The 14,254-nt window shown below is 44.6% G+C and carries 15 protein-coding genes; 13 read left to right on the top strand and 2 right to left on the bottom strand.

The genetic code is table 11. The annotated features are described in order from the left end of the window. Positions 1 to 13 precede the first annotated feature (13 nt). The 6 genes from OCV99_RS10685 to OCV99_RS10660 all read left to right on the top strand — a co-directional run bounded on the left by OCV99_RS10685 (position 14) and on the right by OCV99_RS10660 (position 5,292). Positions 14 to 694, top strand: coding sequence for a TIGR00266 family protein (locus tag OCV99_RS10685; protein ID WP_158370488.1), 681 nt, complete (start codon positions 14 to 16; stop codon positions 692 to 694). A gap of 100 nt (positions 695 to 794) precedes the next feature. Continuing rightward, entirely contained in the window at positions 795 to 1,241 is a 447-nt protein-coding gene (locus tag OCV99_RS10680; RefSeq protein WP_158370487.1) for a DUF6465 family protein, read from the top strand. Between the two features lie 292 nt (positions 1,242 to 1,533). After that, the gene (locus OCV99_RS10675) at positions 1,534 to 1,668 is read left to right on the top strand and encodes a hypothetical protein (protein ID WP_262575421.1); all 135 of its coding nucleotides are present in this window, start codon (positions 1,534 to 1,536) and stop codon (positions 1,666 to 1,668) included. A gap of 176 nt (positions 1,669 to 1,844) precedes the next feature. Beyond that, positions 1,845 to 2,582 carry a TMEM198/TM7SF3 family protein gene (locus OCV99_RS10670; RefSeq protein ID WP_262575419.1) on the top strand — a complete coding sequence of 246 codons (738 nt, stop codon included), beginning with the start codon at positions 1,845 to 1,847 and terminating at the stop codon, positions 2,580 to 2,582. A 499-nt stretch (positions 2,583 to 3,081) separates the two neighbouring features. After that, positions 3,082 to 3,912 carry a PHP domain-containing protein gene (locus OCV99_RS10665; protein ID WP_158370485.1) on the top strand — a complete coding sequence of 277 codons (831 nt, stop codon included), beginning with the start codon at positions 3,082 to 3,084 and terminating at the stop codon, positions 3,910 to 3,912. 9 nt (positions 3,913 to 3,921) lie between these two features. Continuing rightward, entirely contained in the window at positions 3,922 to 5,292 is a 1,371-nt protein-coding gene (locus tag OCV99_RS10660) for an aldehyde dehydrogenase (RefSeq protein WP_158370484.1), read from the top strand. A gap of 41 nt (positions 5,293 to 5,333) precedes the next feature. On the opposite strand, the gene feoB is transcribed toward OCV99_RS10660, so the two are convergent. Next, on the bottom strand, positions 5,334 to 7,379 hold the full coding sequence (feoB, locus tag OCV99_RS10655) for a ferrous iron transport protein B (RefSeq protein ID WP_158370483.1): 2,046 nt from the start codon (positions 7,377 to 7,379) through the stop codon (positions 5,334 to 5,336). Beyond that, positions 7,372 to 7,605, bottom strand: a complete 234-nt coding sequence (locus OCV99_RS10650; RefSeq protein ID WP_158370482.1) for a FeoA family protein — start codon at positions 7,603 to 7,605, stop codon at positions 7,372 to 7,374. Before OCV99_RS10650 ends, feoB begins: the two co-directional genes overlap by 8 nt. 145 nt (positions 7,606 to 7,750) lie before the next feature. Between OCV99_RS10650 and OCV99_RS10645 the strand changes: the two genes are divergently transcribed. From OCV99_RS10645 to cdd, 7 genes are all read left to right on the top strand, one after another. Beyond that, positions 7,751 to 8,650, top strand: a complete 900-nt coding sequence (locus tag OCV99_RS10645) for a putative ABC transporter permease (protein ID WP_158370480.1) — start codon at positions 7,751 to 7,753, stop codon at positions 8,648 to 8,650. Positions 8,651 to 8,716: 66 nt separating this feature from the next. Beyond that, positions 8,717 to 9,991 carry a 3-isopropylmalate dehydratase large subunit gene (gene leuC / locus OCV99_RS10640; protein WP_158370479.1) on the top strand — a complete coding sequence of 425 codons (1,275 nt, stop codon included), beginning with the start codon at positions 8,717 to 8,719 and terminating at the stop codon, positions 9,989 to 9,991. Continuing rightward, positions 9,991 to 10,479: a 3-isopropylmalate dehydratase small subunit gene (gene leuD, locus OCV99_RS10635; protein WP_158370477.1), complete on the top strand. Its 489-nt coding sequence runs from the start codon at positions 9,991 to 9,993 to the stop codon at positions 10,477 to 10,479. The genes leuC and leuD overlap by 1 nt, the downstream gene beginning before the upstream one ends. A 23-nt stretch (positions 10,480 to 10,502) precedes the next feature. Next, on the top strand, positions 10,503 to 11,816 hold the full coding sequence (locus OCV99_RS10630; protein ID WP_158370476.1) for a Na+/H+ antiporter NhaC family protein: 1,314 nt from the start codon (positions 10,503 to 10,505) through the stop codon (positions 11,814 to 11,816). Positions 11,817 to 11,886: 70 nt separating this feature from the next. Beyond that, positions 11,887 to 13,377: a threonine synthase gene (gene thrC, locus OCV99_RS10625; RefSeq protein ID WP_158370547.1), complete on the top strand. Its 1,491-nt coding sequence runs from the start codon at positions 11,887 to 11,889 to the stop codon at positions 13,375 to 13,377. A 12-nt stretch (positions 13,378 to 13,389) separates the two neighbouring features. Next, the gene (locus OCV99_RS10620) at positions 13,390 to 13,737 is read left to right on the top strand and encodes a hypothetical protein (RefSeq protein WP_158370475.1); all 348 of its coding nucleotides are present in this window, start codon (positions 13,390 to 13,392) and stop codon (positions 13,735 to 13,737) included. A gap of 11 nt (positions 13,738 to 13,748) precedes the next feature. Continuing rightward, on the top strand, positions 13,749 to 14,183 hold the full coding sequence (gene cdd, locus OCV99_RS10615) for a cytidine deaminase (protein WP_158370473.1): 435 nt from the start codon (positions 13,749 to 13,751) through the stop codon (positions 14,181 to 14,183). Positions 14,184 to 14,254: the final 71 nt, after the last annotated feature.

The raw sequence follows: 14,254 nt of genomic DNA, 5'->3' as shown, positions 1-14,254 counted from the left end.
AAAGAGGTGTCGTATGAGGTATAAGATACAGGGAGAGACCTTGCCGGTAGTGGTATGCTACCTGGAAGGCGGCGAAAGGATGATTACGGAAGGCGGCGGTATGGCATGGATGTCTCCGAATATGTTGATGGAGACAACGACGAACGGCGGACTTGGCAAGGCGTTCGGAAGAATGTTTGCCGGCGAGCGGATGTTCCAGAATATTTACACTGCTCAGGGCGGGAATGGGATGATTGCATTTGCGTCCAGTTTTCCGGGTTCCATCGAGGCGTTTGAAATCACCCCGGGAAGGGAAATGATTTTCCAGAAGAGTGCGTTTCTTGCCGGAGAAGCGGGAGTTCAGATATCTGTATTTTTCAATAAAAAATTCTCATCCGGATTATTTGGAGGAGAGGGATTTATCATGCAGAAAATAAGTGGGCAGGGAATCGTATTTGCTGAGTTTGATGGGCATGTGGTGCAGTATGAGCTTCAGCCCGGTCAGCAGATTGTGGTAGATACCGGCCATCTTGCAGCGATGGAGACAACCTGTACCATGGAAATTAAAAATGTTCCCGGTGTGAAAAATATGTTATTTGGCGGAGAAGGACTCTTTAATACGGTCATCAGCGGCCCTGGTAAGGTCTGGCTGCAGACCATGCCGATCAGCAATGTGGCGGGGGTTTTAAGACCCTATCTTCCCTCTGGTTCATAATCTGATTGCAATTTAAAAAAATTGTGATATAATTAACAAGTAACACTGTTAAAGTCACGACTACGAAAAACAGGTTTTGAAGGTAGTAGGAGGAGTTAGAATGGCTACGAAAAAAGTAAATAATGTAACAAAGAAGGTTGAAGCAGCTGTGAAGGAGACGGCGGCAGCAGTGAAAGCAGAGGCTGAAAAGAAGGCTGAAGAAGTGAAACAGGCTGTGTCATCTCTGGCTGTGGATGAGAAGGTTACGGAAGATAAAGTTGCAGAAGAGAAGAAGACGGTTGAGAAGAAACCCGTTGCCAAGAAAGAGCCGGTAAAGAGAGCCGCTGTAAAGAAGGAAATGAAAGTGAATGCTTTTGTGGAATTCTATGGCAAGCAGACGGAAGAGAAAGAGATTGTTGCAAGTGTGAAGAAAGCATGGACCAAATCAGGAAAGAAAGTAGGAGACATTAAGACGATGGATCTTTATATCAAGCCTGAAGAGAATGCGGTTTATTATGTGATTAACGGAACAAACGCAGGATCAGTCGTGCTGTATCAGGAACAATAACATATATAATTGAAAGACATAACAGCAGGAAGATTGCGCGAGAGCGCAATCTTTTTCGTTATTTGCCGCATGGCTGAATAGTTGCCAGAAAATATAAAAATAATTAAAAAACATATTGACAAATATGAAAAACGGTGGTAATATAATGACATAGATAATAAATAAAAGAAAACAAACAGAAAAAACAAGAAAAAGTAAGTTTGGAATTAGTTTATTATCAAAAATAGTTTAAGAAAGGAAGGTATAGACCGCCAAACAATTAAACTAGAAATCCTGATTAGATTTAAGGAAGTTGAGGAAGGTAAATATCCGAAGTCAGAGTAACGGAGACAGCAGAGAATGCAGTATCGTGAAGGTTATGACAGAAGGTGTAAAGCCAGAAGATGAAATTAAGGATAATCAGTACAAGAAAAATTACCGCCTGTAGGAAAACAGGAGAAAGAGGTAAGAAAGAATGATTGAATCATCAGAGTAAGGGTGGGTGTCAGTTGAATAAAATTGATGCCCATTCTTACTGTTCTTTTGCATTTATCAAACATTTCTGCTATAATGAATTAACAATATGTTTGAAGGGTACGAAAGGTGATGAATATGGAAGAAATTATGACAAGTATAAAACAGTTGTCTGATGGTGGGATTCCGCAGATTTCTGAGCAACAGTTGTTGATTGTACTGGCTGTTACGGCTGTAATCGGGTTAATCATATGTTTTTTTGGAGTGAAGATATACCGGCTGTTTGCGGTTGTGTCAGGAATTGTGTTTGGAGCGGTTGTTGGTGTCGTGGTTGTGCTTGCAGCAGAAGTCTCGGGAGCAGCCGTCGCCGGCGTGATACTTGCCTGCAGCATAGTGCTTGCTGTTTTGTTTGGTATTTTCTATAGGATAGGTTTGTTTTTCTGGGCGTTGGTAATCAGCATTTCTATTGGAGAGACATTTGTTCTTTCCGATTCGATAGTTATGCTCCTTATTTGTCTGGGAATTGGACTGGTGCTTGCGATTATTACTGCAATATTCTGGAAACCGATGGTTATTATTTTGTCCGCTGTGTGGGGAGGAATAACGGCTGGTGCTGCAATTGTCAGGATGACACCTTTTGAGGATAATCCGTGGATTATGATGGCAGTCTGTGCAGTGCTTGTGCTGCTCGGATTGGTGATACAGTTTATGATGAAATCCAGAGAAGTCAGTAAGAAAGAGCGCGTTTACTCAGAGAAATTCAAAAAAAATGCTTCTATGGAAACAGAAGTGGAGAAGGCAAGGCATTTATTAGAGGACGATGAAGAGATGGAAGAGGACAGTTCCGATGAAGACACGGATGACGATATAAAAATTTTAGAAGAATAATTTATAAGTCCGTATTTTGGGACAGAAAGTGAAAGATAATAGAACCAGGTTAGGGAGGAATCCCGGAACCGGGTTCTATTTTTTATTACTTTTTTTCAAAATGGAGGGACGGATAAATGAAGGGATATTTTACACAGGCAGGATATATGGGATACGTAGATGGCAGCTATATGTTATTTTCCAGTGAAGAAGATTACAGGGAATATCTGAGAGATTAAAGGGGGTTTTAAAATGCATAAAATAGGAAGAATTGCACTGATAATTGTTAGTTTTATATTGCTGTTGATTATTGGATTTTTATTTGGCTTTACTGATTTGGAAATTCCGGGAATTGTATGCATGCTCCTTTGCCTCCTCTGTATAGCAGTTATAGATAGTTGCTTTCGGCAGATGACAGATGTACAGCATGTTCTGGAAAGATGAGGTTATTGTAATTTAACCGTTTTGTGATATAATGTTTATATAGCAACGAACACAAAATCGGGGAGGAGGCTTGCCTGTGAAGCTGGATATGCATTGTCATGTAAAGGAAGGATCCATTGACAGCAAAGTAAGTCTGGATGAATATATTACAAAACTGAAAGAAGAAGGTTTTGACGGTATGCTTATTACAGATCATGATACGTATAACGGCTACCGTCATTGGAAAAATACGATGAAAGGTAAGGCACATGAGGATTTTGTTGTCCTGAAAGGGATTGAGTATGACACGGCAGATGCGGGGCATATTATCTGTATTATGCCGGAAGGGGTTCGGATGCGGCTTTTGGAGCTTCGGGGACTTCCGGTACAGATTTTGATTGATTTTGTGCACCGTCATGGCGGAATTTTGGGACCGGCACACCCATGTGGTGAGAAGTATTTAAGTTTTACGAATACGAAAAAATATTTTAAGTCACCGGAGATTATTAAGCGTTTTGATTTTATTGAGGCGTTTAATGCCTGTGAATCGGCAGAATCAAACGAAGGAGCCCGGAAGCTTACAAAAAAATACCAGAAGGTAGGCATTGGCGGAAGTGATTCCCACAGACCGGATTGTATTGGCAAGGGATATACGATTCTGCCGGAATATGTGACTTGTGAGACGGAACTTATTTCCGTAATCAGGAATAAGACGGGAATTGAAGCGGGTGGTACAATTTATGGTAAGACGGCGAAGGACAAGATGGGAAAGATGAATAAAATATTGACCTACTCTTTCTGGTTTTACAACAAGGGCGGGGAATTATTGAAGCGCCACAGCCGTAAGATTAAAGGACAGTCGGAGAACCCGATGGATCCCATTGATCCGATTGAGATACCGTATCTAGAAGAGATCCAGCAAAGATAGAAGGAAGCTATGAGAGATTATAAGATAGTATTGCATAAGCAAAGAGAGTACTGGAGCGGAGGAGAGAGCCGGGATATAGAATTCCGAACAAAGCAGCTTGTCCGCATGTACAGATGGATATGTAAGAACGAAGATTTGATTATGGATGGGCTTAGAAAGGATCTGCATAAATCTTCTTTTGAGTCTTATGCAACGGAGATTGGAATCGTAAAAGAAGAAATCAGGTATATTGTAAAGCATCTTCGGAAGTGGGCCAAGCCGCGGAAGGTTCCGGCACCAATTACGCAATTTCCGTCAAGAGCATATGTTTATAAAGAACCTTATGGGGTTGTATTAATCATGTCGCCCTGGAATTATCCGTTCCAGCTGACGGTAGTACCGCTGGTGGGAGCAATCTGTGCAGGAAATTGTGCGGTTATAAAGCCATCTGCCTATTCGCCCCACACGTCGGGAGTGATAGCGAAGATGGTGAAGGAGCTTTTCCCGGAAAAATATGTGGCGGTGATAGAAGGTGGAAGAGCGGAAAATGAAGCTCTCCTGAATGAGCGTTTTGATTATATTTTTTTTACGGGAAGTGTAAATGTTGGAAAGTATGTGATGGAGAAGGCTTCCCGGAATCTGACTCCTGTTACACTGGAACTTGGCGGCAAGAGTCCGTGCATTGTGGATGAGACGGCGGACATCAGGCTTGCGGCAAAGAGGATTGTGTGGGGAAAGTTTTTAAATTGCGGGCAGACTTGTGTGGCACCGGACTATATCCTTGTGCAGAAGACTGTGAAAGAGAAGCTGCTCAGACAGATTGAAAAATATATAAAAAAGATGTATGGAAAAGAACCGTGCGAGAATCCGGAATATCCCAGAATAGTGAATGCAAAGCATTATGAAAGAATTCTGGGGCTTATGGATGGCGCACATGTTGTATGCGGAGGAGGAAGCCGGAGAGGCTCCTTGCAGATTGAACCTACGGTGCTGGATGAAGTTACATGGGACAGCCCGGTGATGCAGGAAGAGATTTTCGGGCCGATATTGCCTGTGCTTACATTTTATAGTCTAAAAGAGGCAGCGGCCATGGTGAATGCAAGACCCAGACCGTTGGCGTTATATCTTTTTACCGGAGATAAGAAGAGGGAAGACTATATTCTGGAAAATATATCTTACGGGGGCGGCTGCATCAATGATACGGTCGTGCATCTGGCTACGTCACATATGCCGTTTGGCGGCGTCGGCAGCAGCGGGATGGGCGGCTACCATGGAAAAGCAAGTTTTGATACATTTACGCATGAAAAGAGCATTTTGAAGAAATCAAGGTTCATTGACGTACCGATACGATATGCACCGTTTGGAGATAAACTGGATATTATTAAGAAACTGATGAAATAACAAAGAAGGATTCCGTGCTGCTATTGGAATCCTTCTTTGTTTTACAAAATTATTCCTGCTATATGGTACACAAGAAAACTCATGATCCATGCAACTGCCAGTTGGAACAGGACAAAGGAAGCGGTGATTTTTTTGCTTCCGGTTTCCCTGTGGATGGTGGCAATTGTTGCCGTGCAGGGGATGTACAGCAGACAGAACACCATCAGGGCATAAGCATTGGCGGCGCCGAAGCCCATAGAACCGAGAAGCACGGCGAGGCTGTTCATCCCATGTGCACCGGTAATATTCTGTACGCCAAATAATACGCTGCAGCTGGAAACGACCACTTCTTTGGCGGCAATACCGGCAATGAGGGCAACTACAATCTGCCAGTAACCAAGGCCGATAGGTTTGAAAAATGGTACAATTGCTTTGCCTATGTAGGAACCGAAGCTTGCGGTAATATCTGTTACATAACCTGACGGACCGAAGTTCAGGAGCAGCCACATAATCACAGAAGCGAGGAAAATAACCGTACCTGCTTTGCTTAAATAATCTTTTACCTTCTCCCATACGTAGATGGCGATGGTGTGCGCATTTGGTGATTTATACTCCGGCAATTCAATTAGTAAAGCGTGCTCGGCTTTGCTCCCATCAATTTTTGAAATGAAGAATGCTGTTCCGATGGCGACAATAATTCCCAGCAGATACATGGAATAGCATACAAGCATAGCATGTTTTTCAAAAAACAAGGAGGAAAAGAGTACATATATCGGGAGTCTTGCGCTGCAGGACATAAATGGTGTAATTAATATGGTCTTCAGCCTGTCTTTGCGGTTTTCCAGGGCGCGGGACGCCATTATGGCGGGAACGGAGCAGCCAAATCCCAGCAGCAGCGGAATAAAAGCGCGCCCGGACAGTCCGAGCCGGCTCATAATATCATCCATAACAAAGGCGACTCTTGCCATGTAGCCGCTGTCTTCCAGGAAGGCCAGCGCCAGGAACAGGATGAAAATATTCGGAAGAAAAGTAAGAATTCCGCCAACGCCGGAGATAATTCCGTCCACCACCAACGAGATTAACATTTCATTGGTATGGATAGCGATGAGTCCATTCTGCACCAGTGCGGAAAATTGTTCCAGTCCTATCTCGAAATATCCCTTTAAAAAGTCGCCGACGGTAAAGGTCAGGAAGAAGACCAGTGCCATAATGCCCAGAAAGATAGGAAGTCCCAGCCACCTGTTGGTCAGATAGCGGTCAATCTTGTCGGTGCTGGCTTCTTTCCTGGATTTATTCACCAGTGTCTCGCTGATGATTTCTTCGATAAAGTTATATTTCTGGTTTATAATGTCTTTTTCATAGCTTCGGTCAATGACATTCTCAAGTTCCAGCGGACAGGCGTCAGTAACAGCTTTGTCTCGCTCCAGCAGCTTGATAGCATGCCATCTTTTGTTGGGAAGTTCCGGATATTTTTGCTGCAGGGCATCTATGATAATATCAATTTTATCTTCGATGTAGTCTTCGTACACCATGGCATATTCGTCGTGATGGTTATGCCGGTGGGAAGAATGCATTCCGGGATGGTGATGGATGAATGGGCCTTGTGCCGTATAATCCTTGTGGTGCGCAACTGCGTGGATGAGGATGGAAAGCCCGGTCTTCTTCCTGGCAGAAACGGGGATGGCAGGGACGCCCAGCATTTCCGGCAGACGGTGAAGATCAATTTCCATGCCCCGGTCTTCTACGATGTCCATCATATTCAATGCCAGTACGACAGGTTTGCCCAGTTCGATTAACTGCAGTGTGAGATAGAGGTTGCGCTCCAGGCTGGATGCGTCAATGACATCTACAATCACGTCTACTTCATCGCTCATGATACATTCCCGGGATACCGTTTCTTCCATTGTATAGGAAGTGAGGCTGTAAATTCCCGGAAGATCAATCAGTTTAAAGGTCTGTCCTTCGTAAGTTGCTTTTCCCTCTTTCTTTTCAACCGTAACGCCGGGCCAGTTGGCGACTTTCAGGTTTGCACCGGTAAATGCATTGAACAGAGTGGTTTTCCCGCAGTTGGGATTTCCGATAAAACCTACGTTAATGATATCACTCATGAGAAACCGCCTCCGTTACTTCAATATTGTCGGCAATCCTTTTTCCGATTGCGAACCGTGTACCGCGGAATTTTACGGTGAGGGATCCTTTTTTATCGTTGTTCATGATGGTAATTGCGGTTCCCTCGGTCAGTCCCAGCGCTTCGAGACGGCGTTCTAACTGTAGTTCAATATGGATAGAATCTACAATATATGTGTGATGGTTCTTTCCTTTCTTTAGTATCATAATGGAAGACTCCTTTGCTGTTATTGATAATTATTATCTATTATTCGAGTATTATAACACTGATTGACGAGCGTGACAACGTGAAGTATAATACAACTATTGGCGCTTGCGATTAACATTCGAGGGAAGAGAGGAATTAGAAGGAGTGGACATTTATTATTTAATACTTTATTTTTTTACGTATGGTTTTTTGGGATGGTGCGCGGAAGTTGCCTATGCGGCGGTAAAAGAAAAGAGATTTGTAAACAGAGGGTTTTTGAATGGACCGATTTGCCCGGTCTATGGTGTGGGAGTGAGCGCAGTGCTTCTTTTGCTGGAGCCTTTTGAAAATAATCTGGTGATTTTATATGTTGCTTCCGTTATTATCGTAACATTGATAGAGGGGCTGACAGGATTTGCTTTGGATAAGATTTTCCACCATAAGTGGTGGGATTATTCCGGGCAGCCTTTCAATATAGGCGGTTACGTCTGCCCGATTTTTTCATTGGTGTGGGGTGTTGCCTGCATTTTTATCGTGAAAGTATTTCAGCCGCTTGTTTATCGTGTGGCAGAAGCGCTTCCTCATGCTTTGGGAGTTGCTTTGATCGTGGTTCTTAGTATTGTGACTTTTGCCGATCTGTATGTAACGGCATCAGGAATTCTGAAGTTCAACAAACGCTTGGAAATGATGGAGCGGATAGCGTCAGAGCTTCGGGATATTTCGGATAAGATGGGAAGCAATATTTACGAAAACGTGATGGATACTATGGAGAAGCAGGAAGAAGTCGGCAAGAAACTGGATGAGGTGACGGATGACATCAAAGGGAAATTGGAAGAGTTTGGCGGAGAGCAGAAGGAGCGTGCGGCGCAGCAGAAGGAACGGGCTGTTCAGCTCAGGGAATACTATGTGCAGCTTAAGGAGCGCTACGCACAGCTTGCAAAATCCAGTACAAAAGTCAGTGAACGTCTGGTAAAGGCGTTCCCGAAGATGGAATCCAGAAATCATAAGGATATTCTGGAAGAATTAAAGAAAGGTCTGGAAGAAAAAAGGAAAAAGGGAAAATAAATTGCAGAATAAATGCAGGTTATGATAGAATAGCAGTTAATATGAGGAAAGAAGGAGGCATGTATCATGGGCATGACAATGACACAGAAGATTCTGGCGGCACATGCGGGACTTGACAGTGTGGAGGCCGGACAGCTGATTATGGCGAAGCTGGATGTGGTGATGGCGAATGACATTACAGGACCGATGGCCCTGCCTGTATTAAAACAGATGGCTGATAATGTATTTGATAAGGATAAGGTGGTGTTTGTGCCGGATCATTTTACGCCGAATAAAGATATTAAGTCGGCGGAGAACTCTAAGGCAATCCGTGAGTTCGCGAAGGCACAGGGACTGAAGTGGTATTTTGAACAGGGAAAATCCGGCGTGGAACACGCAATTTTGCCGGAGGCCGGAGTTGTTACTGCGGGAGAATGTATTATCGGAGCGGACTCCCATACCTGTACATATGGTGCTCTGGGAGCATTTTCAACGGGAGTGGGAACAACCGATATTGCTACCGGGATGGCAACGGGTGAACTGTGGTTCAAGGTGCCGGGTGCGATGAAGTTTGTGCTGAAGGGGAAACCGTCCAGATATGTCAGCGGTAAGGATATTATTATCCATATCATTGGCAGAATCGGAGTGGATGGCGCTCTTTATAAATCAATGGAATTTGTGGGAGACGGTATTCAGAACCTGACGATGGATGACCGCTTTACCATGGCGAATATGGCAATTGAGGCGGGAGCTAAGAATGGAATTTTCCCGGTGGATGAACTGACAGAAGAATATCTGAAGGAGCATGGTGAAAAAGAGTATAAAATCTATACGGCGGATGAAGATGCGGAGTATGAAGAGGTTATCGAGATTGACCTTGCCGAAGTACGCCCGACGGTAGCTTTCCCGCATCTTCCCGGTAATGCGAAGACGATTGATGAGATTGAGGTTATGGAGCCGATTAAGATTGATCAGGTAGTGATTGGATCTTGTACCAATGGAAGAATTTCTGACCTGAGAAGAGCCGCGGCTGTGCTGAAAGGGCATACGGTACATCCGGACGTGCGTGTAATGGTGGTTCCGGCTACGCAGCAGATATACAAGCAGTGTATCAAAGAAGGACTGGTGGATATTTTTATTGATGCGGGATGTGCGTTTAACACGCCGAGCTGCGGACCATGTATGGGCGGCCACATGGGTGTTATGGCTGCAGGTGAGAAATGCGTGTCCACAACGAACCGTAACTTCGTAGGACGAATGGGACATGTGGATTCCCTGATCTATCTTGCCTCTCCTGAAGTGGCGGCGGCAAGTGCAATCGCAGGATATATTGCGAACCCGGAGAAAGTAGGTGACAGATAATGAAAGCGCTTGGAAAAGTTTTTAAATATGGAGACAATGTAGATACGGATGTTATTATTCCGGCAAGATACCTGAATTCTTTTGACCCGCAGGAACTGGCAAGTCATGCGATGGTGGATATTGACCCGGAATTTGTGAAGAAGGTTCAGCCGGGAGATTTGATTGTGGCGAATAAGAACTTCGGGTGTGGTTCATCCAGGGAGCATGCGCCCCTTTGCCTGAAGACGGCGGGAGTAAGCTGCGTGATTGCAGAGACATTTGCAAGGATTTTTTATCGGAATGCAATTAACATCGGACTTCCGATTATTGAATGTCCGGAAGCGGCAAGAGGAATCGAGGCGGGAGACGAAGTAGAAGTGGATTTCGACAGCGGAATGATTTATAACAAAACAAAGGGAACCCAGTTTAAAGGCCAGGCGTTCCCGGAATTTATGCAGAAGATTATTGCAGCGGGCGGTCTGGTGAACTATACAAATAGTAAAAAATAAAGATAAAAGGTGTGTCAGGAAAGATGGGGAATGAGAGGAAGAAGGGAAGAGCCATAGCGTTGCTCCCGATAGGTGTATTTTTAATTATTTTTCTGGGTTCAGGAATTGTTACGGGAGATTTCTATGCGATGCCGGCGATTGTGGCGTTTCTGATTGCCCTGTGTGTAGCGTTTCTTCAGAACAGATCTGTGTCTTTTGAGGAGAAGATTTCTATTATTGCGAAGGGCGTGGGGGACGAGAATATTATCACCATGAGTCTGATCTTCCTGTGTGCCGGAGGTTTCTCCGGTGCAGTGACGGCGGCAGGCGGAGTGGAGAGTACGGTAAACCTGGGACTGTCCATTCTGCCGTCTCATGTGGCTGTGGTGGGGCTTTTTGTGATTGGATGCTTTATTTCCGTATCTATGGGAACTTCCATGGGAACCATTGCAGCGCTGGCACCGATTGCGGTGGGGATCAGTGAGAAGACGGGATTTGCACTGCCAATTTGTATCGGAGCGGTGGTATGCGGCGCCATGTTCGGCGATAACTTGTCTATGATTTCAGATACCACCATTGCGGCTGTAAAGACCCAGGGATGTGAGATGAAGGATAAGTTCAGGGAGAACTTTTTTATCGTGCTTCCGGCGGCTGTGATTACAGTTTTGATTTTCTTCTTTATTACAAGGAATGGCGGCAATTATACAGAGGCGTCGGAGCTGACATGGAATTTCTGGAAAGTGCTCCCCTATCTCCTTGTTTTGATCGGAGCGCTGGTTGGAATTAATGTATTTGTGGTTTTGATTGGAGGAACCATTCTCTCGCTGATTGTTGGCGTGGCAACCGGAAGCATAGCGCTGAATCAGATGTTTTTGGCGGTCGGCGGCGGAGAAATCAACGGGACAAGTGTTGGCGGTGTTACGGGAATGTATGACATCACTGTAATTTCTATTATTGTGGCTTGTATTGTATCTTTGGTAAAAGAGTATGGAGGAATTCAGTTTGTACTGGATCTGATCCGCAGGAAGATTAACAGCCAGCGGGGAGCTGAACTGGGAATTGCAGGCCTGTCGCTTCTGGTAGATGCATGTACGGCTAATAATACGGTGGCGATTGTAATGGCAGGACCTATCGCAAAGGAAATCAGTGATGAATATAAGGTTGATCCGAAGCGAACAGCGTCGCTTCTGGATATTTTTACATCTGTAGGGCAGGGGATGATACCCTATGGTGCACAGCTTCTTTCGGCGGCCAGTCTTACGGGACTTACGCCATTTAACATACTTCCTTATCTGTTTTATCCGGTTTTGATGGCAATCAGCGCCGTTTTATTCATTTTGTTCCGCAGGAGAAAGTAGATGCCATTGAATATGAAGGAAGTTTGTGGTATAATTCCAGACTATAATCAGGAATAGAAAGGTGAAGAAGATGAATCTGCAGTATAAAAGTACAAGAAATGATAATGTAACGGTAACAGCGTCTGAAGCTATATTAAAAGGGCTTGCGGATGACGGAGGATTATTTGTGCCGGTGAGCCTGCCAAAGCTTTCCGTATCTCTGGAGGAACTGAAAGATATGAACTATCAGGAGACTGCCTATGCGGTTATGAAGGAGCTTTTTACGGATTTTACGGAAGAAGAATTAAAAGAGTGTATAGAAAAGGCGTATGACAGTAAGTTCGATACCGAAGAGATCGCTCCCCTTGTGAAGGTAGATAACACCTATTATCTGGAATTGTTCCACGGAGCGACGATTGCATTTAAGGATATGGCGTTGTCCATTCTGCCCCATCTTCTTACCACTTCTGCAAAGAAGAACCATGCAGAGAACGAGATTGTGATTCTTACTGCTACATCCGGCGATACGGGCAAAGCTGCCCTGGCAGGCTTTGCTGATGTAGAAGGGACCAGAATTATTGTATTCTATCCCAAGGATGGCGTCAGCAGAGTGCAGGAACTGCAGATGGTGACGCAGAAAGGAAAGAATGTAGATGTGGTTGCCATTCACGGGAACTTTGACAATGCGCAGAGCGGCGTGAAAGCAATGTTTGAGAATAAAGAGCTGGCGAAAGAGCTGGCGGAACATGGATATCAGTTCTCTTCTGCCAATTCTATTAATATCGGGCGTCTGGTTCCGCAGGTGGCATACTATGTATACGCTTATGCGAAACTTCTGAAGAACGGCGAGATTGAGAATGGCGAGAAGATGAATGTAGTAGTTCCGACCGGCAACTTTGGGAATATTCTGGCTGCATATTATGCGAAGCATATGGGAGTGCCGATTCAGAAATTAATCTGTGCGTCGAATGAAAATAAAGTGCTTTTTGATTTCTTTGAGACAGGAACTTATGATAAGAACCGCGAATTTGTGCTTACTACTTCCCCATCTATGGATATTCTGATATCCAGTAATCTGGAGCGTTTGATTTATCTTATTTCCGGCTGCGACGCCGGGAAGACGGCAGAGCTGATGCAGGCGCTGAAGACGGATGGAACATATGAGATTACAGAAGATATGAGAGAAAGACTTGCGGATTTTGCGGCGGGTTATGCGACAGAAGCGCAGACAGCACAGGCAATCCATGATACGTACCATAAGACAGGGTATGTAATGGATACCCATACGGCGGTGGCATCCTATGTCTGTGAGGAATACCGCAGAACGAGCGGCGATGAGACAAAGTGTGTGATTGCATCTACGGCAAGTCCGTACAAGTTCGTAAAGAGTGTTATGACGGCTGTTGATGAGAAATATGCGGATGCAGGTGAATTTGATCTGCTGCCTGAACTGCAGCGTGTGTCCGGGACAGAGATGCCGAATGCAGTGAGAGAAATCCTTCACGCAGAAGTTCTGCATACTTTGGAATGCGATGTGGATAAAATGGAAGAAACGGTAAAAGGTATTCTGAAGATAAAATAAGGGAGGATGTCTATGGAAACGGGAAGTTTATTTGCCTTTATAGGGATTGGAGCAGGGGTTTATTGCCTTTCTTCTTTTATTATGATGGTGACGAAGCATAAGATTGACAGTACCATTATTATGCCGAAGGGGGCAGAGTATAAGCAATGCAAAGACATTGACGGATATGTGAAGGAGATGTCGATGCCGCTTCTTCTTTTGACGATTGTTCTTTTACTCTCCGGTGTGTGTGAGGTGATAAATGCTTATTATATGCCGCTTGGAATTCTTATTTTTATTATGAATCTGATTGTGATTGTGACGCTCCTTCTGTACGCATATGTGGCCAGGAAGATTAATCGGAAGCACTATGGGATTTGAGGAGCGCTGTAATGAATGAAAGGAAAGCAGCCGTGGAGATGGGCGCAGAAGAGGCAAAAGCGCTTTGGGAGCAGGCGGTGAAGGCAAGAGAACAGTCCTATAGCCCTTATTCCGGATATCAGGTGGGAGCTGCGCTATTATGTGACGACGGTCAGGTCTTTGGCGGATGTAATATAGAAAACAGCGCTTTTGGACCGACCAACTGTGCAGAACGTACCGCTTTTTTTACGGCCGTGGCGGCAGGATGCAGGAATTTTGCGGCGATTGCTATTGCCGGAGGCAGGAAGAGATTAGAGAAGTGTTATCCCTGCGGCGTGTGCCGTCAAGTGATGGCGGAATTTTGTGACCCGGAACGGTTCTTAATTATATGTGGAGAAGACAGGGAGTGCCTGGAAATATTTCGTTTAAGTGAATTACTGCCGAAAGGTTTCAAAATGCAGGATTAGGTTTTTAATCCTGCATTTTTATGTGCCGGGAAGCTGGTTAAAAAATTGTTAAAGTATTGACTTTTGACAGG

This window comes from Dorea acetigenes, from assembly GCF_025567385.1.
Taxonomy (GTDB): Bacteria; Bacillota; Clostridia; order Lachnospirales; family Lachnospiraceae; genus Claveliimonas; species Claveliimonas acetigenes.
Note: the sequence above shows the minus strand (reverse complement) of the source record. Positions and strands in the feature narration are given on the sequence as shown.

Coding starts and splice junctions, on each gene's coding strand:
- thrC (WP_158370547.1), top strand. CDS start 11,887: ATGAATCTGCAGTATAAAAGTACAAGAAATGATAATGTAACGGTAACA.
- leuC (WP_158370479.1), top strand. CDS start 8,717: ATGGGCATGACAATGACACAGAAGATTCTGGCGGCACATGCGGGACTT.
- OCV99_RS10670 (WP_262575419.1), top strand. CDS start 1,845: ATGACAAGTATAAAACAGTTGTCTGATGGTGGGATTCCGCAGATTTCT.
- OCV99_RS10660 (WP_158370484.1), top strand. CDS start 3,922: ATGAGAGATTATAAGATAGTATTGCATAAGCAAAGAGAGTACTGGAGC.
- OCV99_RS10685 (WP_158370488.1), top strand. CDS start 14: ATGAGGTATAAGATACAGGGAGAGACCTTGCCGGTAGTGGTATGCTAC.
- OCV99_RS10620 (WP_158370475.1), top strand. CDS start 13,390: ATGGAAACGGGAAGTTTATTTGCCTTTATAGGGATTGGAGCAGGGGTT.
- OCV99_RS10650 (WP_158370482.1), bottom strand. CDS start 7,605: ATGATACTAAAGAAAGGAAAGAACCATCACACATATATTGTAGATTCT.
- feoB (WP_158370483.1), bottom strand. CDS start 7,379: ATGAGTGATATCATTAACGTAGGTTTTATCGGAAATCCCAACTGCGGG.
- OCV99_RS10630 (WP_158370476.1), top strand. CDS start 10,503: ATGGGGAATGAGAGGAAGAAGGGAAGAGCCATAGCGTTGCTCCCGATA.
- leuD (WP_158370477.1), top strand. CDS start 9,991: ATGAAAGCGCTTGGAAAAGTTTTTAAATATGGAGACAATGTAGATACG.
- cdd (WP_158370473.1), top strand. CDS start 13,749: ATGAATGAAAGGAAAGCAGCCGTGGAGATGGGCGCAGAAGAGGCAAAA.
- OCV99_RS10680 (WP_158370487.1), top strand. CDS start 795: ATGGCTACGAAAAAAGTAAATAATGTAACAAAGAAGGTTGAAGCAGCT.